General features: G+C 51.0%; 25 protein-coding genes and 1 pseudogene. 16 read left to right on the plus strand and 10 right to left on the minus strand.

The window, feature by feature from the left end:
• A partial coding sequence (locus GXP72_RS12605; RefSeq protein ID WP_208762946.1) for an autotransporter outer membrane beta-barrel domain-containing protein occupies positions 1-1,166 on the plus strand: 1,166 nt, incomplete at its 5' end.
• Positions 1,167-2,326: 1,160 nt separating this feature from the next.
• Here the strand turns inward: GXP72_RS12605 and GXP72_RS12610 are convergent.
• From GXP72_RS12610 to GXP72_RS12625, 4 genes are all read right to left on the minus strand, one after another.
• Entirely contained in the window at positions 2,327-3,013 is a 687-nt protein-coding gene (locus tag GXP72_RS12610; RefSeq protein WP_208762947.1) for a replication protein P, read from the minus strand.
• Positions 3,010-3,927, minus strand: coding sequence for a replication protein (locus GXP72_RS12615; protein ID WP_208762948.1), 918 nt, complete (start codon positions 3,925-3,927; stop codon positions 3,010-3,012). Before GXP72_RS12615 ends, GXP72_RS12610 begins: the two co-directional genes overlap by 4 nt.
• A gap of 84 nt (positions 3,928-4,011) precedes the next feature.
• On the minus strand, positions 4,012-4,563 hold the full coding sequence (locus GXP72_RS12620) for a toxin YdaT family protein (RefSeq protein ID WP_095449135.1): 552 nt from the start codon (positions 4,561-4,563) through the stop codon (positions 4,012-4,014).
• 2 nt (positions 4,564-4,565) lie between these two features.
• The gene (locus GXP72_RS12625) at positions 4,566-4,793 is read right to left on the minus strand and encodes a YdaS family helix-turn-helix protein (protein ID WP_023344303.1); all 228 of its coding nucleotides are present in this window, start codon (positions 4,791-4,793) and stop codon (positions 4,566-4,568) included.
• A gap of 72 nt (positions 4,794-4,865) precedes the next feature.
• Between GXP72_RS12625 and GXP72_RS12630 the strand changes: the two genes are divergently transcribed.
• From GXP72_RS12630 to ttcA, 11 genes and pseudogenes are all read left to right on the plus strand, one after another.
• Positions 4,866-5,282, plus strand: a complete 417-nt coding sequence (locus GXP72_RS12630) for a helix-turn-helix domain-containing protein (protein ID WP_208762949.1) — start codon at positions 4,866-4,868, stop codon at positions 5,280-5,282.
• 77 nt (positions 5,283-5,359) lie between these two features.
• Positions 5,360-5,797: a hypothetical protein gene (locus GXP72_RS12635; RefSeq protein ID WP_023344305.1), complete on the plus strand. Its 438-nt coding sequence runs from the start codon at positions 5,360-5,362 to the stop codon at positions 5,795-5,797.
• Positions 5,798-6,181, plus strand: a complete 384-nt coding sequence (locus GXP72_RS12640) for a hypothetical protein (protein ID WP_208762950.1) — start codon at positions 5,798-5,800, stop codon at positions 6,179-6,181.
• 407 nt (positions 6,182-6,588) lie between these two features.
• Positions 6,589-6,744 (plus strand): annotated as a pseudogene (locus GXP72_RS22645) (hypothetical protein); the annotation flags it as partial.
• Positions 6,737-6,901, plus strand: coding sequence for a YdaE family protein (locus GXP72_RS22650; RefSeq protein WP_244319916.1), 165 nt, complete (start codon positions 6,737-6,739; stop codon positions 6,899-6,901). The pseudogene GXP72_RS22645 and the gene GXP72_RS22650, both read left to right, overlap by 8 nt.
• A 140-nt stretch (positions 6,902-7,041) precedes the next feature.
• Entirely contained in the window at positions 7,042-10,179 is a 3,138-nt protein-coding gene (locus GXP72_RS12650) for a RecE family exodeoxyribonuclease (RefSeq protein ID WP_208762951.1), read from the plus strand.
• Between the two features lie 10 nt (positions 10,180-10,189).
• Complete coding sequence (locus GXP72_RS12655; RefSeq protein ID WP_208762952.1) at positions 10,190-11,275, plus strand: RecT family recombinase; 1,086 nt, start codon at positions 10,190-10,192, stop codon at positions 11,273-11,275.
• Between the two features lie 38 nt (positions 11,276-11,313).
• Positions 11,314-11,556 (plus strand): DUF4060 family protein, encoded by a 243-nt coding sequence (locus tag GXP72_RS12660; RefSeq protein ID WP_020882485.1) that lies wholly within the window; start codon positions 11,314-11,316, stop codon positions 11,554-11,556.
• A gap of 64 nt (positions 11,557-11,620) precedes the next feature.
• The gene (xisR, locus tag GXP72_RS12665; RefSeq protein WP_208762953.1) at positions 11,621-11,833 is read left to right on the plus strand and encodes an excisionase family protein; all 213 of its coding nucleotides are present in this window, start codon (positions 11,621-11,623) and stop codon (positions 11,831-11,833) included.
• Position 11,834: 1 nt separating this feature from the next.
• Entirely contained in the window at positions 11,835-13,073 is a 1,239-nt protein-coding gene (locus GXP72_RS12670; protein WP_208762954.1) for a site-specific integrase, read from the plus strand.
• 49 nt (positions 13,074-13,122) lie between these two features.
• Positions 13,123-14,058 carry a tRNA 2-thiocytidine(32) synthetase TtcA gene (gene ttcA, locus GXP72_RS12675; protein WP_208762955.1) on the plus strand — a complete coding sequence of 312 codons (936 nt, stop codon included), beginning with the start codon at positions 13,123-13,125 and terminating at the stop codon, positions 14,056-14,058.
• A gap of 42 nt (positions 14,059-14,100) precedes the next feature.
• Here the strand turns inward: ttcA and dbpA are convergent, their stop codons facing one another.
• From dbpA to GXP72_RS12690, 4 genes are all read right to left on the minus strand, one after another.
• Complete coding sequence (gene dbpA / locus GXP72_RS12680; RefSeq protein WP_061715007.1) at positions 14,101-15,474, minus strand: ATP-dependent RNA helicase DbpA; 1,374 nt, start codon at positions 15,472-15,474, stop codon at positions 14,101-14,103.
• 27 nt (positions 15,475-15,501) lie between these two features.
• The gene (locus GXP72_RS22655; RefSeq protein WP_316326207.1) at positions 15,502-15,675 is read right to left on the minus strand and encodes a hypothetical protein; all 174 of its coding nucleotides are present in this window, start codon (positions 15,673-15,675) and stop codon (positions 15,502-15,504) included.
• A 282-nt stretch (positions 15,676-15,957) separates the two neighbouring features.
• The gene (zntB, locus tag GXP72_RS12685; RefSeq protein WP_208762956.1) at positions 15,958-16,941 is read right to left on the minus strand and encodes a zinc transporter ZntB; all 984 of its coding nucleotides are present in this window, start codon (positions 16,939-16,941) and stop codon (positions 15,958-15,960) included.
• A 156-nt stretch (positions 16,942-17,097) separates the two neighbouring features.
• The gene (locus tag GXP72_RS12690; RefSeq protein ID WP_208762957.1) at positions 17,098-18,240 is read right to left on the minus strand and encodes a methyl-accepting chemotaxis protein; all 1,143 of its coding nucleotides are present in this window, start codon (positions 18,238-18,240) and stop codon (positions 17,098-17,100) included.
• Between the two features lie 456 nt (positions 18,241-18,696).
• On the opposite strand from GXP72_RS12690, the gene GXP72_RS12695 reads away from it, so the two are divergent.
• From GXP72_RS12695 to GXP72_RS12710, 4 genes are all read left to right on the plus strand, one after another.
• Complete coding sequence (locus tag GXP72_RS12695) at positions 18,697-20,826, plus strand: EAL domain-containing protein (RefSeq protein WP_061714999.1); 2,130 nt, start codon at positions 18,697-18,699, stop codon at positions 20,824-20,826.
• A gap of 92 nt (positions 20,827-20,918) precedes the next feature.
• Positions 20,919-22,151: a sensor domain-containing diguanylate cyclase gene (locus GXP72_RS12700; protein WP_024907161.1), complete on the plus strand. Its 1,233-nt coding sequence runs from the start codon at positions 20,919-20,921 to the stop codon at positions 22,149-22,151.
• A 74-nt stretch (positions 22,152-22,225) separates the two neighbouring features.
• Positions 22,226-22,366 (plus strand): Ecr family regulatory small membrane protein, encoded by a 141-nt coding sequence (locus GXP72_RS12705; RefSeq protein WP_021240268.1) that lies wholly within the window; start codon positions 22,226-22,228, stop codon positions 22,364-22,366.
• Positions 22,367-22,583: 217 nt separating this feature from the next.
• Positions 22,584-23,150: a DJ-1/PfpI family protein gene (locus GXP72_RS12710; RefSeq protein ID WP_032647513.1), complete on the plus strand. Its 567-nt coding sequence runs from the start codon at positions 22,584-22,586 to the stop codon at positions 23,148-23,150.
• Positions 23,151-23,283: 133 nt separating this feature from the next.
• On the opposite strand, the gene GXP72_RS12715 is transcribed toward GXP72_RS12710, so the two are convergent.
• Positions 23,284-23,622: an STAS domain-containing protein gene (locus GXP72_RS12715; RefSeq protein WP_157189288.1), complete on the minus strand. Its 339-nt coding sequence runs from the start codon at positions 23,620-23,622 to the stop codon at positions 23,284-23,286.
• 89 nt (positions 23,623-23,711) lie between these two features.
• The gene (locus GXP72_RS12720; protein WP_208762958.1) at positions 23,712-26,129 is read right to left on the minus strand and encodes a glycogen/starch/alpha-glucan phosphorylase; all 2,418 of its coding nucleotides are present in this window, start codon (positions 26,127-26,129) and stop codon (positions 23,712-23,714) included.
• Positions 26,130-26,345: the final 216 nt, after the last annotated feature.

A 26,345-nucleotide genomic window follows, 5' to 3' on the forward strand; every position in this document is an offset into this window, starting at 1 on the left:
CTGGAGGTGAGAACCCTGGTGGCGAGAACCCTGGTGGCGAGAACCCTGGCGGCGAGAACCCGGGCGGTGAGAACCCTGGTGGCGAAAACCCGGGTGGCGAGAACCCTGGCGGCGAGAACCCTGGTGGCGAAAACCCGGGTGGCGAGAACCCGGGTGGCGAGAACCCGGGCGGTGAGACCCCTGGTGGTGAAAACCCTGGCGGCGGCGACAACGGCAACGCGGGTGGTAACGGCAGCGGCGGCAAGAAGCCGATGACCACGCCTGCAACCGATGCTGTTCTGGCCATGTCCAATGCCGGTCTGAACGTGATCCACGGCGAGCTGGATGGTCTTCGCACGTATCGCGCGAGTCTGGATAAAACCGGACCAGAAAGTAACGTTTGGGGTCACTACCTCGGAAGCAAAAATAACATTGATACCAGCAATGGCGCAGCTTATCAGCTTAATCAAAACGGTATGGAAATCGGGGCAGATATCCGGACTGATTTTGAACGTGGCAGCCTCGTCACGGGCGCATTCATGTCATATAGCGACAACAAGGTTAAACATGATCGCGGCGGCAAGAGCAAAATCGACAGCTATGGTCTTGGCCTGTATGCCACGTGGTTTGACGCCAGCGGGTTCTACACAGATGGTGTTGTGAAAGGTAACCGTCTTAACAACAAACTGAGAGCGGTCATGACCAATGGCGGTAGAACCGGCGGTGACTGGAAGCAGTATGCACTCAGCACAGCCGTTGAAGGTGGTTATCAGTTCGATCTCAATGATGATGTAAGCATCACGCCTTATGGACGCCTGGCGTTTGTTCAGATAACCAGTGAGGAGGTGAAACTCAGCAACGGCATGAAAGGTAATACGGGCTCACCGCGTTCTGTCACGGGTGAAGCCGGTGCGAAGATTGCCGGTAAGTTCAATATTGGCTCGACTGAGTTCAAACCTTATCTGTCAGCTGCGGTGCTGCAGGAGTTTGCTAACTCCAATGAGGTCACGATCAATGAGCGCAATCGCTTTGACAACAACGTCAAAGGCACATCAGGCAAGTACGGTCTGGGTGCGTCGGTCAACGTTGGTAAAGACGTAACCTTGTACGGTGAGGCTAATTATCGTCAGGGCAGCCAAATCGAGACACCTATCCAGGGTGTGGCCGGTATCCGTATCGGATTCTGATGTTACCACAGGGGCCTTTCGGCCCCTTTTCACTTTGTTCTGAGATGTTCTGGTTATGTTTATGCCTCACATAATTTTGACGAAAGATGTTTTTTTGAATAAAGCGCTGTCTGTCATCCTCCAGCATGCGTCCCCCAGCAGAAAGGTTTGCATCGTAGATATTGAATCATTCAGAAGCCTGGGTGCAATTTACAACCTTTTGAAAAGGAAGAAAATGACGGAAAAACACCAGGTGATCTTCATTGGTGGCAAGGATGTCAGTTCAAGGGTCCTGGAACCACTTGTGACGATATACAGGAAATCGTGCTTTATGGAATTTCGAAAACAACTCACTAGCGGGCGAACGCATTCTCCTGAATATGCGTTGAACCAAATATCGCGCTGCAGAAACCTTTGCATGCTTTCAGCCCAGGAAAAGAAGACCCTTTTCGCTCTCCTTGATACTGACGACACGTACGCTGCAGCAAGAAAAATTTACCTGTCACCCAAAACTATCTATACCTACACCAATAATATCGGGCACAAACTTAACCTCAATTCGATCCTTCAAGTCAGACAATTTATCCACGCTGAATTTGAATTAGGGGCGAAATAAGTCCCACTCACAAGCCGCTTTAAAATTTGCTTTGTATCGTTCGTGCATCGATTTAAGCAACTCCGCTGGTGTCGGCCCCTTCGGCGATACTGGCGTAACCAACGCGCGGCGTATATACGGTATCGTCTACCTTTCTCTCATACATGTAGCAAAATCACGTTTGTCGTTGATTTTGCATAAAATTTATTCTAAAAAAGCAACATCGAAACATGCTTAATCAAAATTGCTCACGCTTTCATCCCCTTCCCCATTGCTAGGTTAATTCTGTCAACGCATTCCCTCAATGCTTTGACTTGCTCAGAGGTGAGTTCAGATTCATCAATTGTGGCCAGCACTGCGTTGAGGGAGCGCTCAATATCGTTTTTAGTCAACCGTAAACAGATAAGCTTAACCCACCGTGGCGAGAACTTGCTGAGGCCGATTGCTCTTGTGATTCTTAATTTCATTCTGATGCCTCTTTGTCGCCAGAAGAGGCGGCTTGTACTCGGTTATAACACGCAAAGAAGACAAAGCCTTTAACTCATTCGCCATGCGGTACGAATCATAAGAATATTTACTGGCATAGTTACACTCTTCCATCTGCCTTCATTCGCTCATATTTGGCTTTCAAAAGCTCCGCAGGTGTCGGCCCCTTCGGTGCCACAGGTGCTGCCAACGCCCGACGAACTGGAGGAATAGGCTTCCCGGCCAGCACCCGCTTTTCCCACCTATCTAGAATATCGCTGGCTTCACGCTCGAGTTCTTTCTGACTAAGTTGCCCATCAGTTCCTCGACGGCGCAGCTCAATGCAGATGTGGTAAAAAACCGGCTTTGGCCACGGATACTGCTCACTGCTCGGGTAGCGGAACACCAGCTTGCGCCACTTCCAGTATTCAGCCATTACGTCAGCGGTGGTGATCCCCAGCACGCTGCCCCCTTCCCTGCACCACTTGATGAACTGGCCTGGCGAAGGCAGAAAGGGACGCTCCTGGCGACGCACCATTCGCATGCCGGCCTCAACCTGCTCCATGCTGGTTATCCCGTTTTCTTTGAAAGCCAGCACCCACTGGCGGCGGATCTCATTCACCTCTTCCTGGCTGCGATTAACCAGGCTTGCTGGGAACGCAGCTGCCAGCTGTACGAATAGCCCGTTGATAATCTGCGCCACCTGCTGCGTTTGTTCGCGTTCGGTGTACTGCTCAGGAAGGTTGTGCACCACGCGCCGAGCCTGTTCCCTGTCAAAATTGCGAATGCTCTCGGCTAGGTTTTTCATTCCAGCACCCCATCAATCCAGTCGGTGTTATGCAGGTCAATACCGCCCCGGGATGGTTTTACCGCTCCGGTTGCACGCAGCCGTTTGGTGGTGAGCTGATCCCACTGCTTTCGCAGACTTGTAGGGCTCAGGATGTTGTCTTTCCAGAACTCGTCCCGGTTGGCCCACTGGAACAGGTCACAGATTTCGTAGTGGGTACGTTTGTCCTGGACACGCATCAGCCTGATGGTGTTCGCCCATTCAGCCCAGTTAGGTTCGGATAGCGATGCGTTGACGGTGAGAAGCCTGTCGTAAATCCAGCGTGCGGCCTTGAGGTCGTCAGCTGATCCCCATGATTTACCTGCCGGGGTGTATATCCCGGCGGCAGCTTCTGGATGGCGTGAGAGAAACTTTTGAGTTTTCTGGTTTCGGGATTCGTCAGAATTCCGAGACGAGGATATTTTAATATTGTTCTTGTTATAGTCTTGGGTGTCTACCGTTTCCGGGAAGGTTTTTCCCGTTTTCGGTAACACTTTTCCCGATTTCGGGAAGACTTTTCCCGTTTTCGGTTTGTCTAAAATCCAGGCGGAAAGGTCAGTATTTATACCGACCGTTTTCATCACGCCCTGCTTCTGACTGAAGATAATTTTGCGTTCTGAGAGCGATTTGAGCGCATCAGAAACATGCGAATCACTCAGCCCTGTAAGCTCGGCAATCACCGTGTTCGTAACGCGGTCCTGTTTCTTGTTCCAGCCGTAGGTAAGCCAGATCACTGCTTCAAAACACTGCCACTCCCGGCCTGACATTCTCAGACGAGGCTTGAGCTGTTGGATTTCGTTAGCGACCTTGGTATACCCATTCGACAGGTCGGCCATACGACCTCCCGGTTGTTCGGTTCTTTGGGGGAAATTGATAATTTCAGCTGTGTTTGACATACTTAGCTCCGCAATTACACTCCGTTTTTGCACCTGAAAGTCGGTTCTGTTCGCGCAGACCGGCTTTCGCCTTTTCTAGAGTATTCACATTGCCCCCAGCATGGTTGTCACCATCGCCAGCAGAGGTGCCGTAAGGTCAGGATCGACTCTGAACATTTCGAAAATCCCCTCGCCTAGCTCCTTCAGCTTTTCCTTCTTCGGTGCATCGAGCATCAGAGCTTGCTTCGCCTCACTAACCTCTTTTTCCAATCTGGCCATCCGGTAGGCAAACGAGTCGTTTTTAACGACACGGTCGCGGTATCGAAGCGGTAATACAGACATGATCGCGGGCACCAGCTGTTCGACGTTCTTTCGGTAAGATGCGGAGTCTTCTTTGTTGTCCAGCCATCGGAACAGCTTCACGTTCCAGACATCGGCCTGGCCTGAGAAGTCCACGCCATTAAGCTGAAGTTCTTCTGCCGCTTCTTGGATCTGAAGAGCGACAGCTATGCGCCCTTCTGCCGCTGCCCAGGCTCGGACAGCTGAGCAGATATCACGATGATCTATATCCTGCGTTGCCGGTTCGCTTTGATGACACGGGAATATCAGAGGATTAGAGGAAGCTCTGCTACTCTGTTGAAATGAAACAGTTTGCATTGTTAAGGCTCCTGTTTAGGTAAACCATCAGTTGGGTTTGGGTAGAGATCAGGGCGTAGTTCGTGGGGCGTTACGCCTGTCATTTTGAAAATCGAGAAAATGTAACTTGGCGGGACGATCCCGTGGTCGCGATTCTTCCAATGGCTTACAGACATACTCGTCACACCAAGCGCGATGCTGAGCTTTCTGGCTGAGCCAGCGGCTTTAATTGCTTTATCAAGTGCGGACATGTGTTTCTCCTGCTTATGGATAGCAAAAGTAAACCACAGATTTACACCATATGCAAACCAAGGATTTATTGCGTGTATAAACCAAATATTTACAATGGCCCTATGAGAAAAGAAGAACCCAACCTTGTTTTGGTGAAACGCCTCACTGAGATCACTGATCGCGGTGTTACCAAAGCAGATATGGCACGAATAGCTGGAGTCACCCCTCAGGCCGTAAACGGCTGGTTCAAGAAAGGCGTGATTAGTAAGAAGTCGGCACTGGCCATAGCTGACGCTGCAGGCATTTCTGTTGCCTGGTTACTCGGCGAGGACGTTGGTGAGAAAGATGGACTCAAGCCGGACGAACAGCGCCTATTAGAACTTTACCGGCAACTACCAGCGGAAGAGCAACAGAACATGCTCCGTATCTTCGCGCTTCGCCTGAATGAACTTGATGAACTTTATGCGCGATACATGAAGGGGCGCATCAGAAGTGGAGATGCGTCCTAACTCTTAGCTCAAGTATTCTGTCCGGATTAGAATTTTACAAATTATCAGTACAGACTTTTTTGGAGTGAGTGATATATATGGAAAATAAAGAAAAGGTTTTATTTGTATATCCTACTTTGCTAAGGGAGGGGCAATCTTCAAAAAAACCTTATAAACCCGATTCACTTCTGATTGATATTTCCCCTTCTAAAAAAAATACCATTATTGTAACTGCTTCAATTTTATTATTGGTTCTTAAAAATACCTTTATAACCGTTGATGTGTATCTTGACAATGAAGCAATCACTCTTGATTCTGATTCTCTTGATGGTTTTCAAGAGGTTATGGATACAACGTATGTCGGTGATGAATCCGTCATCGTCACGACGGCTATGCATGTAAGTAATGTTATATTTCCTTGCTCAGGCATTTACGAAATCAGAACCAGCTTAATGGTAAAAAATGAAGAAGGCGTCAAAACGCAAGTCGATTCTATAAGTTGTTTCTTAAGCGTTTTTGTCGCAGGGGGAAAGTAAATGGGTCAGGTATTTCACTTCGCACATCCTAGAGATAAACTTGAAAATGATAGCAACCATACCCATACTTCAAAGTATGGTTCTGGAAATGGTGGGGGGGATGACATGCTTGAAATTCGCGTAGCTAAACTGGAAGCTGATGTGGAGAATATCAAGGTTAACCTTGCCGAAGCTCGTGAAGATATTAGAGAGTTGACGAAAACGACTTCTGCAACGAAAACAGATGTCTCAGTATTGTTACAAAAAACTACTGAAATTGATGCTGCATTAGCCAAGCGCCCTACAGCTGATTCGATGAAAGTATGGTTTCTTACTATATTACTTTTTTCAGTCGCAATGCCCGTTATAACACTTTTAATTAACCTGTATTTGAAGAAGCCATAACCCGACCCCTGTGTCGGGTTTTTCATGCGGTTATGCCAAAACTTCAGCTAACGTCTACCCTACGAATATTAAGCTCGAATTTGAATAAATACCCTTGACCACCTCGCTGGTTTTGTTGTCCGCAACCATCAACTCTCCCTCCAACCCGTGCCCGCTTTTCCTAAATCCCGGCCACTGCGTCGGTTTTTTTTTGCCTGCGATTCGTCAGCCTCATCACAATATCTATCCATATAAACCGTAGATTTACAATTATCATTAACCAAGGGTTGACACTCATATAAACCAGTGATTTAATCCATCTAACCAAGACGCACTACGAACCACCAAGGCAGGACGCCCACGAAGTAGCCGCCGACGGCATACGAATAGTCGGATGAGGTGGAGAGATTAACGCGCATCAGGTGTAAACGTTCCGCTGGCCGGCGATAAGGCAAACGAGGGTGAGAATGATTGATTTCGCACGCAAACCAGGACGGCAGCAGGCCGTAAAGCTGAACTTCTTCGAGGTGATTATTCGCCGCCTGTGCTACCTGCTGGCGCAAAAGGGCAATCCAGATGTGTAACTCAACAAAATGCGGGTACTGCGGCAATCCGGTTAACCCGGAAGAAGTAGTCAAAAGTACCCTTCTCTATCGCAACGGCGCACAGTTGGCGCGCAAAGATAAAGAATACTGCTCTGAACGTTGTGCTTCGTTCGACCAGATGGCACACGAGGCATAACGTAAAAGCCGCGCAAGGCGGCCCGTACGTCCGGTGCTCCCGACCAAAGTTACACCGGAAAACTACTTAAAAAACCAAAGTTCACCCAATGGGCGCTATCTCTGGCCCGGGGATCTTACATCCAAAAAAGAGGATCTCACATGGAATTTTTCTATGTAGTGAAGGCTACGCAGAAATCTGGCAAAGAAGACGCAGTGATTTGGTTCACTGCGAAATCTGAAGCCCGTGCAAACCTGCAGCTCGATGTTGAGCTAGAAGATGCAGGTATTGAAACCGGTCGCGGTAAGGATTACGTCAAACCGGTTCGCACCGATTTCCCTGTTTTCAACGATCTGCCTGAAGAAAGCACTGTGGATTACACCTGGTGCAAACGCTACGAACTGCAGGACGATGGACGCACCTGGCTGCCAAAGGCTGGTGCTGAGTCGACTGGACCCGTGGACAACTCTGCCGCACCGGAAACTACCGTTAAAGTCGAAACGACCGTCGAGAGTGTCCCAGTTGAAAACCGCACTCCAGCGGTTCGTTATGCCGTCCACCTGACCAGCGACAAATACCAGTCACATATCACTAAAGAGCAGCAGCTGGCTGCCAGCGAAATGTCACTGGATGAAGGCTACACCTATCTCCAGAACCTGCTGATGGCGAAGAACGACATCCCGGAAGTTGCCGAACTCAGCCTGAACGCTGAGTGGAAACTGGTTCAGGCGATTAAGCAGGTATTTGCGCCAGATGAAGAGCACGAAGTAAAGCTACTTGCTGCTTTCATGGCCGACTGGTTGAGAGTAGATGCAGGTGACCGCAATGAGTTAGTTAGAGAGTGGAGAAGCGGAAAGCTTACACTTCTCAAATCAGAAAGCACCAGCAACTCCGACGTTACAACCATTCAGGATCCAGAACCTGAAAACGGTATTCAGATTGACGAGAATGATGACGAAACCACACGTTATCCAGTCGTTCGTATGCCGTTCCGCAAGCAGCTACTCGCCCAGTTCACCGCCGACGAACTGCGACACCACTTAACCCGCGAAGAATACGAAGGTATCAGCGCGCTGGAGATGGACACTGACAACAGCTATGTCCAGAACCTGCTGCTGGCGGCAGAAAACTGCGAAGAAGTTAAGGGTTACGACACCAAAGACCTGTGGCGCTATACCGACGCCATTCGCAAGGTGTTCAGCAAGGAGAAGCGTCACGAACTCGCTCTGGTACTTCGTTTTACCCGAATCTGGGCGGCGACTGAATATATCGATCGCGGCATTCTCGTTCGCGAATGGGCTACCGGTAATCGCATCAGTAATGTTCAGCGCACTGATTCTGGGACCAATGCAGACGGTGGCTATGTAACGGATCGCGGCGAAGGCGCGCATCACACTCTGGACACCCTCGATCTTGAGATCGCATGCGCCCTACTGCCTATGGACTTCCACCACTTCGAAATTCCTTCGAGCGTGTTACGACGTGCCAAAGAAATCGTGGCGAAGAAAGAAGAACCATGGAAATCATGGAGCGCCATCCTGCGTAATCAGCCCGGCGTACTGGCGGTGAACCGTGCGGCAATCTTCAATCTGATCCGCATAGCGCCGGAAAACATCCACCACACGCCAGCGGCTCATCTTGAATTTGTTAATAAAACCATGACGGCTGAGTTTATCTCTGCTGTGGAGTTACTGCCGTTGCCTACTCCTGTAGTTGAGACTGAAGCCCCAGGTGAACAACCGCAGGTTGAAAATCTCGGCAGCGGCGTGTTCTCCATCGATGGCCTGATGGGTGGAAATACCGAACCGGTCGTCGATACCTCCTCAAATGAAGTCGAAAAAACGGAAAACGCAGCGGAGACCACCAACGATGTGCAGATGGAAACGGCTAAGCCAGAGAAAGACGAAGATGTTGGTTCGGTACCACCGAGCGAAAGCACTGATGCAGATAATTCGCAGACAGATTCCGTAGCGTTGGAAGAACAGCAAGCAAAACCAGTAATTGAATACCCCGCTTACTTCGAGCCTGGCCGCTACGAAGGCCTACCGAATGACGTTTATCACGCAGCAAACGGTATTAGCTCAACCCAGGTGAAAGATGCCCGCGTCAGCCTGATGTACTTCAACGCACGAAATGTGGCTAAAACCATCCCGCGCACAACATCCAAAGTGCTGGACATGGGGAACCTGGTGCATGCCCTTGCACTGCAGCCGGAAAACCTCGAAGCAGAATTCAGCGTAGAACCTGAGATCCCAGAGGGTGCTTTCACCACCACAGCAACTCTGCGCGAGTTCATCGAAGCGTACAACGCCAGCCTGCCGGCGCTGCTAAGCGCTGACGAGATTAAAGCGTTACTTGAAGAACATAACGCGTCCCTTCCCGCTCCAGTGCCGCTTGGCGCCAGCCTGGAAGAAACGGGTCAAAGCTATATGGCTCTCCCTGTTGCGTACCAGCGTATTGAAGAAGGCCAGAAGCAGACAGCAACGGCGATGAAGGCCTGCATCAAAGAGTACAACGCCACCCTGCCCGTACCGGTTAAAACCAGCGGCAGCCGTGATGCGTTACTCGAGCAATTAGCGATCATCAATCCTGATTTGGTCGCACAGGAAGCGCAGAAACCGACGCCGCTGAAAGTGTCCGGCACCAAAACGGACATGATCCATGCTGTTAAGTCGGTTAAGCCCGATGCCATATTCGCCGACGAACTGCTGGATGCCTGGCGCGACAACCCTGGCGAAAAGATTCTGGTTACCCGCCAGCAACTGGCCACAGCGCGGGCAATTCAGTCTGCACTCCTGACGCACCCTACCGCTGGCATGCTGCTGACACATCCAAGCCGCGCTGTTGAAGTGAGTTACTTCGGCTTTGACGACGAAACAGGTTTAGAAGTACGTGTACGCCCTGACCTCGAGATTGAACTGGACGGCGTGCGTATCGGTGCTGACCTGAAAACCATCAGCATGTGGAATGTGAAGCAAGAAAGCCTGCGCGCCAGGCTGCACCGGGAAATCATAGACCGTGACTATCACCTCAGCGCGGCTATGTATTGCGAGACCGCGGCGCTGGACCAGTTCTTCTGGATTTTCGTCAATAAAGACGAGAACTACCACTGGATCGCCATCATTGAGGCATCCACTGAACTGCTGGAGCTGGGCATGCTCGAGTACCGCAAAACGATGCGCGCCATCGCCACAGGCTTCGATACGGGCGAGTGGCCAGCGCCGATCACTACCGATTACACCGATGAACTGAACGACTTCGACCTGCGCCGCCTCGAAGCGCTGCGCGCTCAGGCTTAAGGGGGGATTTATGCATAACACAAACGTTACCGTTGCTGACCAGAACACCGTTATTAACTCCAACGTGGCTTTGTTCGATTCCCAGTATCTGAACGCCATCAGCACGTTCGCGCAGATTATGGCCCAAGGCACCGCTACTGTTCCTAAGCACCTGCAGGGCAACCAGGCCGACTGCATGGCAGTTGCGATGCAAGCGGCACAGTGGCAGATGAATCCCTTTGCCGTGGCGCAGAAGACGCACCTGATTAACGGTGTGCTCGGGTATGAAGCGCAGCTGGTTAATGCCGTCATTTCACGCAGCGGCGTGCTGGCAAGCCGCTTTGAATATGAATGGTACGGGCCATGGGAAAAGGTCGTTGGAAAATTCCATATCCGCAAAGGCGACAAAGGCGAGTACCGCGTCCCGGGCTGGACCCTGGCTGACGAAGCCGGGATCGGCATCATTATCCGCGCAACCCTGAAAGGCGAAGATCAGCCGAGGGAACTTGATTTACTGCTGGCTCAGGCCCGCACCAGAAACTCTACCCTGTGGGCAGACGATCCTCGCCAGCAGCTGGCGTACCTGGCCGTCAAACGCTGGGCGAGACTGTTCTGCCCGGATGTGATTCTGGGCGTCTACACCCCGGATGAACTGGATGATCGCCGTGAAGAACGAGAGGTAAACCCAGCACCGGCGCAGCACGTTAGCCTTGCAGACATTTCAGGTGACAACGTCACTACGACTCAAACGGCTCAGGAATCAGCTCAAAACATCGATGCACTTGCTGATGATTTCCGTGATCGCATCGAGGCGGCTCAGGATGTGGATAGCGCTAAAGCTCTGCGCGCAGATATTGAAACCGTGAAAGCAACGCTGGGTTCTGCCCTGTTCACTGAGCTGAAAAACAAGGCCGTGAAGCGTTATTACCTGGTTGATGCACGGAACAAAGTCGAAGCAGCCATCAATTCCTTGCCACCTTCTGATGATCCCGATGCAGTTGCGCGGTTCGCAGAAGTAGAGCGCGTTCTTGCATCGTCGAAACGACATTTGGGCGACGAGCTACATGGACAGTTCAGCATCACCCTGGCGGATATGAAACCGGAATACCTGGACTAACGAGATCGGGAGGGGAAACCCTCCCTCAAGGAGAAGAAATGCGACTGATTAATCGAGGCAGTAAGCAATCCCCTTTGGCTCGCCAGGCATGTGAAATCGCACTCGCAGCCCACCAGCAAAGATACGGTGACTATGGGCGCAGCAAGATGAAAGAGACTTATACGGTGAGAGTGGAAGGCGTGAAGGTCTGGGTTGAAGTGGTCAACTGCAAGGCAAGCTACGTGGCCACAGCAATGACCGGCATGCGCCGACTGCGTTCCCTGCCCGGCCAGGCAAACTGAAACTGAAATATCAACGACTACAGACCGGCATATCTATACTCATGCCGGTTACCTGAGGTGAACCATGTCGCAGGTAATTTTTAACGAAGAATGGGTTGTTGGCGCAAGGCTCACAGAAAAAACAGGCCTGACCGAACGACAGATTGAGAAGTATCGCCAGGGCTGTTGGGTGGAAGGTGTCCATTTTAAACGGGTTTCTCCTTCCGGAGAAAAAACCATGCGTGGCACAACCTGGTACAACTATCCGAGAATTAATCAGTTAATAAGGGATGCGTAAGATGGCAGCTTTGCCTACAGGTGTCGAAATCAGAAACAATAAGATTTGTATCTGGTTTATGTACCGGGGAAAGCGTTGCCGCGAAATTCTCAAAGGTTGGGTTAACACCCCGGCGAACATCAAAAAAGCCGGGAATCTTCGGGCTATGATCGTTAGTGAGATCAACCTTGGAGAGTTTGATTACCACCAGCGCTTTCCTTCATCGTCCAGAGCCAAAAAAACCGTAACCACTGTTTCAGTTCAAACCTTTTCAGAGCTGTGTGAACTGTGGACGAGCATTAAAGAAACCGAAATTAGCGCGAATACCATGCGTAAGACGCGCTCACAACTCGGTACGTTAATGCACATCATTAACGGAGATACGCCTGTTTCAACTATACGCCACAGCGACATTCTGAAATACAGGAAGGAACTGTTGAACGGTGAGACACTTTACCTGGCAAATCCCAGAAGTAACAAACAGGGACGCACTGTGCGTACCGTGAACAACTATATATCGCTTCTGTGCTCCCTTCTTCGGTTTGCACACAAATCTGGCTTTATCAGTGGCAAACCCTTTGAAGGGATCAAGAAACTACACAAAGGGAAAGTAAAACCGGATCCTTTAACGAAGCAGGAGTTTAGTTTGCTTGCGGCATCCGAGCGTGGCCAGAGCCTCAATATGTGGACGTTCGCAGTTTATACTGGTGTCCGTCATGGAGAGCTTGCAGCTCTTGCCTGGGAAGATATCGACTGGGAAAAAGGTACGGCTCATATACAGCGCAACCTTAATGCGCTAGGAATGTTCGTCCCACCAAAAACCGATGCAGGTGATCGAGTTATCACGCTATTAGAGCCAGCACTAGAGGCCTTGAAGGCACAGCGTACGCTGACTTCGTTACAGCCCAAAACCGAGATTGTGTTTCATCACCGAGAGTATGGTGCGATGGAATATCAGAACCTGCGGTTTGTTTTCATGCCCAGGATGCGCAAGGGCATACAGAAGGCCTACTACTCTTTATCGAGTATCGGCTCCAGATTTAACGCAGCTGTAAAACGTGCTGGTATTCGCCGCCGGAATCCGTACCATACGCGGCATACTTTTGCCTGCTGGCTTTTATCTGCCGGCGCTAACCCGTCTTTCATAGCCAGCCAGATGGGGCATGAAAACGCGCAAATGGTTTATGAAGTCTACGGTGCGTGGATTGAAGAAATGAATGGCGAACAGGTGCTGATGCTTAACGATAAGCTGGCACGCTGAAAAATTTTTGCCCCTATTATGCCCCTATTGGCTCCGAAGGTAGTAATAAATGCAAGAAAATCAATCAAATACAAAGAAAGAGCAATACAACCTGAATAAACTGCAAAAGCGACTGCGCCGTAACGTGGGCGAAGCCATTGCAGACTTCAACATGATTGAAGAAGGCGACCGCATCATGGTTTGCCTGTCAGGGGGTAAAGACAGCTACACCATGCTGGAGATCCTGCGTAATCTTCAGCAAAGTGCACCGGTGAAATTTTCCCTGGTGGCGGTCAACCTTGATCAGAAGCAACCGGGTTTCCCGGAGCACATTCTGCCGGAATACCTCGAGAAGCTGGGCGTTGAGTACAAAATCGTCGAAGAAAATACCTACGGTATTGTGAAAGAGAAAATCCCGGAAGGGAAAACCACCTGTTCTCTGTGCTCTCGCCTGCGCCGCGGCATTCTGTATCGTACCGCGACGGAGCTGGGCGCGACCAAAATTGCGCTGGGCCATCACCGCGACGATATCCTGCAAACGCTGTTCCTCAATATGTTCTACGGCGGCAAAATGAAAGGCATGCCGCCTAAACTGATGAGCGATGACGGTAAACACATTGTGATCCGCCCGCTTGCCTACTGTCGTGAAAAAGACATTGAGCGTTTTTCTCAGGCTAAAGGGTTCCCAATCATTCCATGTAACCTTTGCGGCTCTCAGCCGAACCTGCAGCGTCAGGTGATTGGCGATATGCTGCGCGACTGGGATAAGCGTTATCCGGGTCGTATCGAAACTATGTTCAGCGCGATGCAGAACGTTGTCCCTTCCCATCTCGCGGATGTAGAACTGTTCGACTTCAAAGGCATTAACCATGACTCAGACGTGGTGAATGGCGGCGATCTGGCGTTTGACCGGGAAGATATTCCCATGCAGCCAGCCGGCTGGCAGCCGGAAGACGATGACAATCAGTTTGAAGAGCTTCGTCTGAACGTGCTTGAAGTGAAGTAAGCGAGTAGCGTCTCAGAAACATATTCTGAGACGCTTGATGCTTTATTTCAGCAGACGTACGCGACAGGTTTTACCCTTGATTTTCCCGTTCTGCAGCTGCTTCCATGCCTTATGGGCCACCGCCTGGCGAACCGCTACGTAGACATGCGCCGGATGAACTGCAATCTTACCGATATCCGCTCCGTCCAGACCCACATCCCCGGTCAGCGCGCCTAATACGTCACCTGGACGCATCTTGGCTTTTTTACCGCCATCAATACACAGCGTCGCCATTTCGGCTTCCAGCGGCACCAGGCTGACGCCAGCAGGGGCATTCATCCAGTTCAGCTTCATCTGCAGCATCTCAGAGAGAATATTGGCGCGCTGCGCCTCTTCCGGTGCGCAGAGGCTGATCGCCAGACCGCTGTTTCCTGCACGTGCGGTACGGCCAATACGGTGCACGTGCACTTCGGGATCCCACGCCAGCTCAAAGTTCACCACCAGCTCAAGGGATTTAATATCCAGACCGCGCGCAGCGACGTCGGTTGCGACAAGAACACGGGCGCTGCCGTTAGCGAATCGAACCAGCGTCTGATCGCGATCGCGCTGTTCCAGATCGCCATGCAGCGACAGTGCGCTCTGCCCGGCGGCATTGAGGGTATCACAGACCGACTGACAGTCTTTTTTGGTATTACAGAACACCACGCAGGAGGCAGGCTGATGCTGGCTCAGCAATTTCTGCAGGAGCGGAATTTTCCCCTGCTGTGAGGTTTCAAAGAACTGCTGCTCGATAGCGGGCAGCGCATCTACGCTGTCGATTTCAATGGTGAGTGGATTTTTCTGCACGCGCCCGCTGATGGCGGCGATAGCGTCCGGCCAGGTTGCAGAGAACAGCAGCGTCTGACGGTCGGTGGGTGCGAAACGGATCACCTCGTCAATCGCATCGCTGAAGCCCATGTCCAGCATGCGATCGGCCTCATCCATGACCAGCGTTTGTAGCGCATCCAGCGAGACGGTGCCTTTTTGCAGATGATCGAGCAGGCGGCCAGGCGTGGCGACAATAATGTGCGGCGCATGCTGGAGTGAATCACGCTGCGCGCCGAACGGCTGTCCGCCGCAGAGGGTTAAAATCTTGGTATTGGGCAGGAAACGCGCCAGGCGACGCAGTTCACCCGCAACCTGATCTGCCAGTTCGCGGGTCGGGCACAGCACCAGAGACTGGGTCTGAAAAAGCGCCGCATCAATATGCTGCAACAGGCCGAGGCCGAATGCCGCCGTTTTCCCGCTGCCCGTTTTCGCCTGTACGCGCACGTCACGGCCCTCGAGGATGGCAGGCAACGCGGCCGCCTGAACAGGCGTCATCGTGAGGTATCCCAGCTCGTTGAGGTTATCAAGCTGGGCAGTGGGCAAAACATTCAGGGTAGAAAAAGCGGTCACAATAGTCTCTCGTGGTCATCTTTGCAGTCAGATGGCGCGTATCCTCGCAGATCTCGCGGTTCGATGCGACAATTTAATCGGTTCTTCATCGGGCGGCGGGTCGGGCATCGGCTGCGGGCGCGGGATGGGATCGGGCATGGGGACCGGATCGCTGGGGATAGGATCGGATTGACGCGATTGTTGCAGTAGCAGAGCGTTCAGGATGCTCATCATTCCCTCCAGAATTTACTGTCGTCCCTTTTAGGGTAGACGTTGAGAATCAGGAGGCAAAAAAAAGCCGACTATGAAGTCGGCGTCGTACGAATCAATTGTGCTATGCAGTAATTCAAAAAAGGAAGTAAGACAATATGGAGCGCAACGCCCATCGCTTGACGTTGCATTCACCTGCGGGAGTAATATTGCACCTTACGGGGTAGATGTTTATTGACCTCGCTCAATTAAAAGAGCGTTTTGATCCCGGCAAAAGCTGGAAAAAGCGTAAATTTACAGCCATTTACTACGATGCAACCACCATGCAACACCGCCTATCAAAACAACTAACATGACGCAAAACGCGGTAAAACCATAGCGATAGGCATTGCCCGGGATACCGCCCAGGTTTACGCCAAACAGCCCGGTAAGGAACGTGCTGGGCAAAAAGACCATCGCCATCAGGGACATCGTGTAGGTTCTTCTCGCCAGCGACTCCTGCATCACCTGCGCGATCTCGTCCGCCATCACCGCCGTTCTGGCAATACAGGAATCAATCTCGTCCAGCCCGCGCCCCAGCCTGTCGGCAATATCCTGCATTCTGCGTCGCTGATCGTCATTCATCCAGGCGAGTCTTTCGCTGGCCAGACGCGCGTACACGTCGCGCTGCGGCGTCATATAGCGGCGCATCACAATTAGCTGCTTACGCAACAGGGCCAGAAAACCGCGCGGCGGGATCTGCTGATCGAGCAGGTTATCTTCCAGGTCGATGATTTTGTCGTGCAGTTCTTCGATAAATTCGCTCGCGTGATCGGTAAGCGCGTCACAGATGTCCACCAGCCAGCTGCCGCAATCGATCGGCCCGGTGCCCTCTTTCAGATCGTTTACGATGTCATCCAGCGCCAGGACTTTACGCTGTCGGGTGGAGACAATCAGCCCATCGTCCATATAGACCCGCATCGCAACCAGCTGATCCGGACGTTCATCCGTGCTGCCGTTAATGCAGCGCAGGGTGATCAGCGTACCGTCCCCCATTCGGCTCACGCGCGGCCGCAGGCTTTCACCCGCCAGCGCATCGCGCACGTTATTTGGCAAGAGCGGGGTCGAGGCCAGCCAGTCAGCGCTGTCCGGGTGGGTATAGTTCAGATGTAGCCAGCAGGGATGCGCACTGTCGATCACATCATTATCTTCCAGCGGTCGCGCACCGCCGCGGCCGTCCAGCACCCACGCAAAAACTGCGTCAGGAACGTTAAGTTCAGATCCTTTAATGCTTTCCACAGCGCCTCCACCTTTTAAGCTCTTTTGGTGTCAGTCTAGCGTCCATCGGGGGTTAAGCAACAACTATGTCTCCCATCGCGCTGATATCGTTCAGGAAATGTACATGCTGGACAGAGGCGTAAAAAAAAGCCTGGCATGCCAGGCTTTGAGATTCAGTCAGAGTGAGTGCTCTGGCCGCTGGAAGAAGGATGGCGAGCCGCCTGGTAATGAGGAAGAAGAGCCCTGGTCAAGTCTGAAATTACGCGTGCGGGCCTGCAGCTCAATGACCTGATTGCGCAGGACATCAGAGGATCCGTTGAGTTCCTCAGCCATCGCCACGTTGCTTTGCGTGACCCGCTCCAGCTCCGAAAGGGCCAGCGTGATCTGAGAAATGCCTTTTTCCTGCTCTGACGTCGACGCGGAAATGTCGTCCATTAAGCGACTGACATTCCCCGAGCCCGTCACGATTTCATGCATATTCTTCTCTGCCTGCGAAACAACGGTAGCGCCCTGCGTGACGTTACTGCTGGTGACTTCAATCAGCGCTTTGATATTCTTCGCGGCCTCTGCGCTGCGGTGTGCCAGGTTTCTGACCTCTTCCGCAACGACAGAAAAACCTTTTCCATGATCGCCTGCCCTTGCCGCCTCAACGGCCGCGTTGAGCGCCAGAATATTGGTCTGGAACGCAATGCCGTCAATCAACGAAATAATCTCCGTCATCTGCTGGGCGCATTCGGTAATGGACTGCATATTGTTGGCGACCTGCCCCATCAGCTCCCCGCCCTTGCGCGCCTGCAGCGTCGCCACATTAGCCTGTTCGCTCGCCAGGCGGGTGTTATCGGCATTGTTTTTAGTACTCGCCGCCATTTGCTCCATGCTGGCTGCGGTTTGCACTAAAGACGCAGACTGCTGCTCGGTTTTCACCGAAAGCTGAGCGCTACGTGCCGAGAGTTGATCCGATAAGGTCATCGCGGTCTGCGACGACGCCCTGATCTCGCGCACCAGCGTCGCAATGTTGCCGGAGAGGCTGTTTATCCCCGGGATGAGTCGGCCGGCACAGTTATTGCCAAATTCAGGGATAGAGACACCAAGATTACCTGCTGTCACCTCTTCAATACTCTTCTTCACCGTATTGATCGGCGTCACAAGATACTTCGTCATATAGACCCAGAGCAAAAATAGCGCAATGAAGTTGATGACATTAAGCGAAATAAAGAGAGAAGGATTGCTGGAAAATAGAACAACGACACCTGCATCCACCAAAAAAAGAGATAAAAGGAACCCAATAATAAAGGTCCTGACACTAATATTTTTTAGCATGATAATACCCACGTTTTATATTTTGGTCGGCATTAAGACTTATAGCATTGGCTCAGACGTTTTTCCTCGCAAACTTCACGGGTTTGTTTTTTCGCCGTTAGCATCCTGAGATTTGTCTTAAGTCAGACAAAAAGAGTGTATTAGTGAAAATGTTCTGCGCAGGATGCTGTGATACTGGTCTCTCGCCATCTTAAGCGATAGTATCGCCCGCGGTGAGACGATACGATCGCCCTCATATTTAAGGAGCTTTGCTACTTTTATTCGTTTTTGTTTAGCAATGCTTAATACATTAACAATGGAATATATTTTATATTCTTAATAAGTTTTAGAGTATTAATATGACTGGTCATTTTTCACGATAAATAACTAATATGGTTTGAATGCGCATGTTCGTTGCCCGATAAAGATGTACCCGGCAGGCGAAATCGGTAACCCTCTCAGGCGTGGGATTGCATAATGCTCAATATATCGTGGGACCCTGTGTTAATCGCTATCTCTTATCTGGTGGCGTTTATCGCCTCCTTTGTGGCGCTGGACAGCGCCGGAAAGATCCCCCTTTCCAGCCGAAAGGCTGCCCTGTTCTGGCGCATTGCCGGTGGGGTTACGCTGGGCATTGGCATTTGGTCGATGCACTTTATCGGCATGCTGTCGATGCAAATGCCCATGATGATGAGCTACGACCTCTGGTTAACCCTTGCTTCACTGGGCGCCGCGGTGGTTGCATCGACCACGTCTCTGAACATTGCCGTCGTGGGCAAAAAACGTTCTTCCTTTCGACTGATCCTCGCCACGGCTATCCTGAGCGCTGGCGTGGTGTCTATGCACTACATCGGTATGGCGGCCCTGATGCTGGATGGCAGCATCATCTGGGATCGCCGTATTGTGGGGTTGTCCGTGGTCATTGCCGTGGTGGCTTCCGGCACGGCGCTGTGGCTGGCTTTCCGTCTGCGAGATAAACACAAAGGCGTCTTTATCGATCGTCTTCTCGCGGCCCTGGTCATGGCCGCCGCCATTTGTGCGATGCACTATACCGGCATGAGTGCCGCGCATTACCCGGAAATGTCGCATACCCTCCCCGGCGGGATCGGCGAACTGGGGTTATCCATCTGGGTTTCGGTCACCACGCTCTGCCTGCTTGGCGTGATGTTAATTATTTCCCTTGTCGATTCTCACCGACGCACCGGCCGGCTGACGGACAATCTGCGGCAGCTCAATCGGCAGCTTGAGCTACAGGCGCGCTTTGACGCGCTCACCGGACTCGCGAATCGCCACCAGATGGATCTCCGCATGCAGGACTGCCTGCGCAGCGCGTTGCTGAGTAACAGGCAATTTGCCGTCATTTTCCTGAACGTCGATCATTTCAAACGCGTCAACGATACCTGGGGTCACAGCGTCGGCGATGAGTTATTGATCACCGTCGCACAGCGCATCACGGCCCGACTCACGCGTGAGATGACCCTGGCAAGACTGGGAGGAGACGCCTTTATCCTGCTGGTGCCGGAATGTGATGACGACAAGCTCAACGCCCTGCTCACTTCACTGCTCGGGGATGTACGACGCCCTCTGTCTGTTTGCGGACATACGTTGAGCACGACGATCAGCGCGGGCGTCAGCCTCTATCCTCAGGATGGCGAAACGCTGCACGAGCTCAAACTTAAGGCGGATGCAGCCTTACATCATGTCAAAGACGATGGGCGCAACGGCTGGGCGATTTATCAGTCCGAGATGTCAACAGCGATCCCAGCGAAACCCGGTTTCCTGCAGGAACTTTCTCAGGCGCTTGAACGCGATCAGTTTGAACTGTGGTACCAGCCCACCTGGCATGCGGGAGAGAAAACCATTCATGGTTTTGAAGCCCTTCTGCGATGGCGGCATCCTGAGCAAGGCGTTGTGCTGCCTGGTCTGTTTATCCCCTCGCTCGAACAAACCGGCTTAATTATCCCGGTGGGCAACTGGGCCATTGAAGCGGCATGCCGGCAGCTGCATTTCTGGACTGAACAAGGGTTCAGCCAGTGGACGTTGTCGCTCAACCTATCCCCCGTCCAGTTCGAACAGCCGGACATTTTCCCTATCATCTCGTCGATGCTGGAAAAATATAACCTGTCTCCGTCCCGGCTGATCCTTGAGGTAACGGAGAGCACCGCGCTTAAAAATCTCGACCGCAGCATTGAGTTGCTCAATACGTTTAATCACGCAGGGATCACCGTCTCGATTGATGATTTCGGTACGGGCTATTCCAACCTGCTGATGCTGAGCGTGCTTCCGGCTAAAGAACTTAAGATCGACAGAAGCTTCGTAACCTCGATGCTGGAAAATGAAAAAAGCTACAAGCTGGTTGAAACCATCATCAGTATCGCCCGGACCATGGAAATGAATGTGGTGGCAGAAGGGATCGAAACGGAAGAACAGGAGGCGGTCCTCACCCGTCTCGGCTGCGATTATCTGCAGGGGTACCTTTTCTCCCGCCCCTTACCTGCCGAACAGGTACCGTGGCTGCTGCTGCAAATAAACTCGGACAAACAAATTATACCAATTGGTAAAATTCATTCGGAAAACGCATTTGCTTCACAAAAAAATCATGCCTGACGGGATGAAGTGGAGTATGTTTCAAAGCAGTACACGCGAGTCAATTCTGTCATACATGTCAGCCACAGTGTGCCAATGAACAGGAAATGCCTATGTCGCAACCTTGTTTTGATGCGTTGAATGTAATTAAAACACCCGTGTGGCTCATTTCACCCGTGTCGGAACAGATCATTTTTGCGAATGTGGCCGCAACGCAGGTCATGGGGGATAAAACGCTCGATGACCTGCGCAAAGGCACCTATTCTGCGAATGCGCAACCCCTCCTGTCGATGTATGTACCTGAACTGAAAACAGATCAGGAGATCGTCGAAATCTGGACAATCAGCTGGGATGGCCAGGATACGCCGTTAAGCTGTCGTCTCTCGCTTGCCCACTACGCCCCCTGGGGTGACGTGATTGTTTTCGAGGGGACCTCACCACAATTACTCTCAGGATTGAAGGCCAGCCGTTCCGCCACCTACCGGCGGAAAAAACAGGGATTTTATGCGCGCTTTTTTCTGACCAACAGCGCCCCGATGCTGCTGATCGATCCTGCCCGCGATGGTCAAATCGTCGATGCGAATCTGGCTGCACTCAATTTTTATGGCTATTCACACGACGACATGTGCAGTAAGCATACCTGGGAAATTAATACCCTGGGGCGGGATGTGATGCCCATTATGACGGCGATTGCCGCGCTGCCCGGTGGTCATAAGCCTCTCAATTTTGTTCACCGCCTGGCCGATGGATCCACCCGCCACGTTCAGACGTATGCCGGGCCCATTGAGATCTACGGCGACAAGCTGATGCTGTGCATCATTCACGATATCACCGAGCAGAAAAGGCTGGAGCAGGAGCTGGAGCATGCGGCGTTACGTGACTCCATGACCGGGCTACTCAACCGGCGCCAGTTCTATGCCATTACCGATCAAAACAGCCTCAATTATCTTCCAGCGCAACAGCAATTTAGCCTGCTGCTGGTGGATACCGACCATTTCAAAAATATTAACGATCTGTTCGGTCATCTGAAAGGTGATGAGGTGCTTATCGCCCTCTCGCGAACGCTCGAAGCCTGTAGTCGGGAGGGCGACATGGTGTTCCGCTGGGGTGGCGAAGAGTTCGTAATTCTGCTGCCGCGCACTTCTCTCGACACCGCGTTGCAGATTGCCGAGTCGATCCGTGCAGCCGTAGCCCGCATTACGATTCCGGGCTTACCGCGGTTTACCGTCAGCATTGGCGTGGCGCGGCACGATCAGGGGGAGAGTATTGATGAGCTGTTTAAGCGTGTGGACGATGCCCTGTATCGCGCTAAAAATGACGGACGCAATAAAGTCCTTGCTGCATGAAACTGGAGTATCCAGTAAAGCCCCGCTACAATGCCCACCTCGAATCAATTAGCTTCAGGTGGGTTAAAGCTGCAATGGGAAAAACAGAAATAATACTCACCTTAATTATTTTACTCCTTATTATATTTGGCTTCTGGTTTATTTTTAGCGGTGAGATCTGGTATCTCGTCGAATTCCTTGAAAATAGCCTTTACCCAACCTTCGACGCACCGTAACGCACGTTTAATCGCTTGTTTCACCTACCGAATATGTCAGGTATCTGCTTCCCTTACAGCCGCGTAAAATACGCGGCGTTATCCTCCAACAACGTTGATAACGAATCACTTATTCATTTGCTTATGTTGCCCGTGCTCTGACGGGCTTTTTTATTTCCGGCAATTCAGCCACGCCAGGCTATATCTTAATCATCTTTATTGAAAAAGGTGAGGAATGATGAGCAAGAAGATCCTGATGCTGGTTGGCGACTACGCCGAAGATTACGAGACCATGGTGCCTTTTCAGGCTTTGCAGATGATTGGCCATCAGGTAGATGCAGTCTGTCCCGACAAACCAAAAGGCGACTACATCATGACGGCAATCCATGATTTCGACGGCGCCCAGACCTATAGCGAAAAACCCGGTCACCGCTTTACCCTCAACGCCGATTTTTCCACCGTCAAGGAACAGGATTACGACGCGCTGCTCATCCCCGGCGGGAGAGCGCCCGAGTATCTGCGGCTAAATGAGGACGTGTTAAAGCTGGTGCAGGCATTTGACGCCGCGCGTAAGCCGATTGCGGCAGTGTGTCACGGCCCGCAGCTGCTCGCTGCCGCAGGTATCCTGAAAGGACGAACCTGTAGCGCCTACCCGGCCTGCGCGCCTGAGGTGCGCCTCGCCGGAGGACACTACGCCACTATCGGCATCGATCAGGCCCACGTAGACGGCAACCTGGTGACGGCTCCCGCCTGGCCCGCGCATCCGCAGTGGCTGGCGAAGTTTAGTGCGTTATTAGCACAATAGCGCGCCGGTATCAGCCCGGGCGAATACCGTGCGGGTGGAGCGGAGCCATGTTTTCAGGACTGGCGCGAGGATGCGTCAGTTCTCGTTTTAACCGTTGGCACATCCCGCTTTCTCCCCTAAAAGCAATGTGATATTAGCCCATCAACACCTGCAGGGCATCCTGGCGATTGGCCTTAATAGAAAAAATACGATCCATCCTGGTCAGCTTAAAGAGATCGTGTGTATTGCTGTTAAGCGAACACAGCACCAGCTCACCCTTGCCGTTTAAACTCTTGAGTATGGATACCAGCGCGCCGAGACAGCTGCTGTCAATAAAATCTACGTGGCTGAAATCCAGCAATATCTTTTTATTACTTTTTTCAATCACCTCCAGCACCTGCTGCTTAAAGGTCTGCTCGACAGAAGCATCCAGCCTGCGAACCAGCGGAACGACAATCTGTACGTCATTTTCACTCTGTATTTCAAAGTTCATAATCACCCTCACATCAGGCGTAACGTGTTCCCGAATGCAGATCTTAGTGCACCGGCATCGCTCCCGGAAGGCAACCGGAAGCATGACCCTCAGCAATTTATTCCCCAAATATCCCTTGCATATCCCTGAATGGTTCTGTCACTCGAAAACTCCCCCATTCGGCTAATATTTAGCAACGCTTTTCGATGCCACTGGCGGGGATGTTCAAAATCCGCCATTGCCTGACGTTGGGTTTGACTGTAGCTGTCAAAATCCAGCAGATGACAATAATGATCGGCTGTTGTCAACATATGGTGTAGCTGTGCAAAAATTTCACGATCCGCGGTAAATTCGCCAGAAATAAGCGTATCCACTATACGCATCATTCGAGGATCGCTCTGACGATAGAAACGATTATTATCGCCATTTGAACGCATTTCATTGATTTCTTCAGCCGTCGCGCCGAAAAGATAGAAGTTTTCTACCCCAACAGCATTAAGAATTTCAATGTTGGCACCATCATACGTACCCATTGTTAACGCACCATTCAGCGCGAACTTCATATTACTGGTTCCAGATGCCTCCGTACCTGCTGTGGATATTTGTTCAGACAGGTCTGTTGCCGGTATTATGCTTTCGGCTAAGGAGACTTTGTAATCCTCAAGAAAAATGACTTTCAGCTGTCCGGCAATACGCGCATCGCTGTTGATTTTATTCGCAACAGCATTAATTAACTGAATAATAAGCTTTGCCATTCGATAACCGGGTGCCGCTTTACCTGCAAAAAGATGCACCTTAGGTGCTATGGTTCTCCCATTCTCTTTAATATCAATATAGAGAGAAATGACGTGCAGAATATTCAGAAGCTGGCGCTTGTATTCATGAATGCGTTTTACCTGACAATCAAACATTGCCATAGGGTCCAACATAATCCCATAGCGTTGTGAAACAATCTGGCTCAGCGCGGATTTATTTTTGAATTTAATGCCGCGAATATGATCGATCACCCCCGTATCATCCGCATGCTTCTCCAGCTGTCGAAGCATATGTAAATCCGTCGGCCATCGGTTACCCAATTGCTGATTCAGAAACGCGGCAAGATTTGGGTTAGCCTGCTGCAACCATCTGCGCGGCGTAATGCCGTTGGTCTGATTAATGAATTTATCTGGCGTAATAAAATAAAAATCGGGAACCAGGTGCGTTTTGATAAGCTCGGAATGGAGCATTGCCACCCCATTAACACAGTGACTCCCGACGATGGCCAGATTTGCCATCCTGATACTTTTCTCGTTGTTCCCCGAAAAAAGTGACAAGGAGGTCAATAAGTGCGGTTTGTCTGGCCATCGGGAGGCGACATCCGCAAGAAAACGATGGTTAATCTCAAAAATAATCTGCAAGTGCCGCGGCAACAGTTTTTCGAACAACGCCACTGGCCAGGTCTCCAGAGCCTCGGGCATCAACGTATGGTTGGTGTAAGCACAGGTTCTTTGGGTGATATCCCAGGCCTGGTGCCAGGGAAGGCTGTATTCATCGACAAGTATTCGCATCAACTCGACAACAGCCAGCGCGGGATGCGTATCATTAAGCTGGATAGCAACATGCTTCGGCAATAAAGAAATGTCCGTTTCAATTTCAGTATATTCACGAAAAATATCACGCAAAGTACATGCCACAAGAAAATACTCCTGAGTAAGTCTGAGCTCCTTACCTGAGAGAATTTCATCAGAAGGATAGAGTATTTTTGAGATATTTTCAGAAGCTATTTTTTCACTAACTGCTTTTATATAATCACCATGATTGAAAATATGAATATTGAAAGAGTTAGAAGCTACGGCACTGTATAAACGAAGTTTATTAGTGGTGTTACCTCTGTAACCAGAAACGAAATAATCATTAGGAATGCCTACGATGGTATTCCATCCCATCCACATTGGGTTGTAATTACCATTAACATCATCTGAATGTTCAATGAAACCACCAATGGGGATCAGCATAGCCTGGCTATGGTGTTCAACTAGCCAGGGGGAGTGCATGGAATGCCAGTCATCTGGATGTTCGACTTGCTGACCATTCTCAAACGTCTGCCTGAATAAACCATACTCGTATTTGATACCATGCCCTGAAGCAGCAATATCTAACGTAGCCATAGAATCGATGAAGCAGGCGGCCAGGCGCCCTAACCCCCCATTCCCAAGTGCCGCATCGGGTTCTTCATCAAAAATATTATCAAAATCAAATCCGAGCTCATTGACAACCTGACGCATATCATCTAGCAAATTCATATTCATCAGGTTGTTACGCAATGACTGCCCGAGTAAAAATTCCATTGAGAGATAATAAACGCGTTTTTTCTTTTCAGCGCGCTGCCGGGCCTGACTATCGAGAAAGCGATCTTGCTGAAAATACCGCACTGCCAGCGCCACAGCATTGAATATATCGCCGTTGGTAGCCTTGTCCAGGCTAACGCATAACGTATATTTTAATTGTGTTTCGACAAGTTCACGCAACTCTCTGTTAGTGAAAGACATATTGACCTCACTGGAGTTACTGCATGTTTTTAATATGCAGAACACAAGATATTATTTTGTTCAAGTGTAGATGGCGATTTTCAACACATGCAATTTTTACCCACAATTACGTATTGTGTTTTTTGAATCGCCTGATAAATATCAGCGCGAGTATCGTCAGGAAAGTGCTATTTTCTGCTGTGGCGGGAGAGGATCAGAAGGAGCAACTGGCGCTGT

This window comes from Enterobacter sp. SES19 (assembly GCF_011765665.1).
In the GTDB taxonomy this organism is placed as follows: Bacteria; Pseudomonadota; Gammaproteobacteria; order Enterobacterales; family Enterobacteriaceae; genus Enterobacter; species Enterobacter pseudoroggenkampii.

Excerpts from the sequence above, each read along its gene's own strand:
- GXP72_RS12610 (WP_208762947.1), bottom strand. The coding sequence starts at position 3,013 with ATGAAAAACCTAGCCGAGAGCATTCGCAATTTTGACAGGGAACAGGCT.
- GXP72_RS12615 (WP_208762948.1), bottom strand. The coding sequence starts at position 3,927 with ATGTCAAACACAGCTGAAATTATCAATTTCCCCCAAAGAACCGAACAA.
- GXP72_RS12620 (WP_095449135.1), bottom strand. The coding sequence starts at position 4,563 with ATGCAAACTGTTTCATTTCAACAGAGTAGCAGAGCTTCCTCTAATCCT.
- GXP72_RS12625 (WP_023344303.1), bottom strand. The coding sequence starts at position 4,793 with ATGTCCGCACTTGATAAAGCAATTAAAGCCGCTGGCTCAGCCAGAAAG.
- GXP72_RS12635 (WP_023344305.1), top strand. The coding sequence starts at position 5,360 with ATGGAAAATAAAGAAAAGGTTTTATTTGTATATCCTACTTTGCTAAGG.
- GXP72_RS12640 (WP_208762950.1), top strand. The coding sequence starts at position 5,798 with ATGGGTCAGGTATTTCACTTCGCACATCCTAGAGATAAACTTGAAAAT.
- GXP72_RS22650 (WP_244319916.1), top strand. The coding sequence starts at position 6,737 with ATGTGTAACTCAACAAAATGCGGGTACTGCGGCAATCCGGTTAACCCG.
- GXP72_RS12650 (WP_208762951.1), top strand. The coding sequence starts at position 7,042 with ATGGAATTTTTCTATGTAGTGAAGGCTACGCAGAAATCTGGCAAAGAA.
- GXP72_RS12655 (WP_208762952.1), top strand. The coding sequence starts at position 10,190 with ATGCATAACACAAACGTTACCGTTGCTGACCAGAACACCGTTATTAAC.
- GXP72_RS12660 (WP_020882485.1), top strand. The coding sequence starts at position 11,314 with ATGCGACTGATTAATCGAGGCAGTAAGCAATCCCCTTTGGCTCGCCAG.
- xisR (WP_208762953.1), top strand. The coding sequence starts at position 11,621 with ATGTCGCAGGTAATTTTTAACGAAGAATGGGTTGTTGGCGCAAGGCTC.
- GXP72_RS12670 (WP_208762954.1), top strand. The coding sequence starts at position 11,835 with ATGGCAGCTTTGCCTACAGGTGTCGAAATCAGAAACAATAAGATTTGT.
- ttcA (WP_208762955.1), top strand. The coding sequence starts at position 13,123 with ATGCAAGAAAATCAATCAAATACAAAGAAAGAGCAATACAACCTGAAT.
- GXP72_RS12690 (WP_208762957.1), bottom strand. The coding sequence starts at position 18,240 with ATGCTAAAAAATATTAGTGTCAGGACCTTTATTATTGGGTTCCTTTTA.
- GXP72_RS12695 (WP_061714999.1), top strand. The coding sequence starts at position 18,697 with ATGCTCAATATATCGTGGGACCCTGTGTTAATCGCTATCTCTTATCTG.
- GXP72_RS12700 (WP_024907161.1), top strand. The coding sequence starts at position 20,919 with ATGTCGCAACCTTGTTTTGATGCGTTGAATGTAATTAAAACACCCGTG.
- GXP72_RS12705 (WP_021240268.1), top strand. The coding sequence starts at position 22,226 with ATGGGAAAAACAGAAATAATACTCACCTTAATTATTTTACTCCTTATT.
- GXP72_RS12710 (WP_032647513.1), top strand. The coding sequence starts at position 22,584 with ATGAGCAAGAAGATCCTGATGCTGGTTGGCGACTACGCCGAAGATTAC.
- GXP72_RS12715 (WP_157189288.1), bottom strand. The coding sequence starts at position 23,622 with ATGAACTTTGAAATACAGAGTGAAAATGACGTACAGATTGTCGTTCCG.
- GXP72_RS12720 (WP_208762958.1), bottom strand. The coding sequence starts at position 26,129 with ATGTCTTTCACTAACAGAGAGTTGCGTGAACTTGTCGAAACACAATTA.